We start from the raw sequence: 1397 nt of genomic DNA, 5'->3' as shown, positions 1-1397 counted from the left end.
TGCTTTGTGGTCAAGTCCTCGGCCTATTAGTACCGGTCAGCTCCACACGTTACCGCGCTTCCACCTCCGGCCTATCAACCCGGTCGTCTACCGGGAGCCTTACCCCCCTCACAGGGGTGGGAGACCTCATCTCAAGGCGAGCTTCCCGCTTAGATGCTTTCAGCGGTTATCCCTTCCGAACGTAGCCAACCAGCCGTGCACCTGGCGGTACAACTGGCACACCAGAGGTTCGTCCGTCCCGGTCCTCTCGTACTAGGGACAGCCCCTTTCAAGTCTCCTGCGCGCGCAGCGGATAGGGACCGAACTGTCTCGCGACGTTCTAAACCCAGCTCGCGTACCGCTTTAATGGGCGAACAGCCCAACCCTTGGGACCTACTCCAGCCCCAGGATGCGACGAGCCGACATCGAGGTGCCAAACCATCCCGTCGATATGGACTCTTGGGGAAGATCAGCCTGTTATCCCCGGGGTACCTTTTAGCCGTTGAGCGACACCGCTTCCACATGCCGATGCCGGATCACTAGTCCCAGCTTTCGCTCCTGCTCGACCCGTCAGTCTCACAGTCAAGCTCCCTTGTGCACTTACACTCGACACCTGATTGCCAACCAGGCTGAGGGAACCTTTGGGCGCCTCCGTTACCCTTTAGGAGGCAACCGCCCCAGTTAAACTACCCACCAGACACTGTCCCCGATCCGGATCACGGACCAGAGTTAGACGTTCAAAACGACCAGAGTGGTATTTCACCAATGACTCCACCCGAACTAGCGTCCGAGCTTCCCAGTCTCCCACCTATCCTACACAAGACGCTCCAAACGCCAATGTCAAGCTGTAGTGAAGGTCCCGGGGTCTTTCCGTCCTGCTGCGCGTAACGAGCATCTTTACTCGTAGTGCAATTTCGCCGGGTCTGCGGTTGAGACAGCGGGGAAGTCGTTACGCCATTCGTGCAGGTCGGAACTTACCCGACAAGGAATTTCGCTACCTTAGGATGGTTATAGTTACCACCGCCGTTTACCGGCGCTTAAGTTCTCACCTTCGCACGACGAATCGCGCTAAGCGGTCCCCTTAACGTTCCGGCACCGGGCAGGCGTCAGTCCGTATACATCGTCTTACGACTTCGCACGGACCTGTGTTTTTAGTAAACAGTCGCTTCCCCCTGGCCACTGCGACCCCCACCAGCTCACAGAGCAAAGTCCGATCACCAGCAGAGGTCCCCCTTCTCCCGAAGTTACGGGGGCAATTTGCCGAGTTCCTTAACCACAGTTCACCCGATCGCCTTGGTATTCTCTACCTGACCACCTGAGTCGGTTTAGGGTACGGGCCGCCACAACACTCACTAGAGGCTTTTCTCGGCAGCATAGGATCATCCACTTCGCCACAATCGGCTCGGCATCACATCTCA

General features: G+C 57.4%; 1 rRNA gene. It reads right to left on the bottom strand.

Features of this window, described 5'->3' with window-relative positions:
* Positions 1–6: 6 nt before the first annotated feature.
* A 23S ribosomal RNA gene (locus tag FVE25_RS53620) occupies positions 7–1397 on the bottom strand; the annotation flags it as partial.

This window comes from Nonomuraea typhae, assembly GCF_009760925.1.
Classification (GTDB): Bacteria; Actinomycetota; Actinomycetes; order Streptosporangiales; family Streptosporangiaceae; genus Nonomuraea; species Nonomuraea typhae.
Note: the sequence above shows the minus strand (reverse complement) of the source record. Positions and strands in the feature narration are given on the sequence as shown.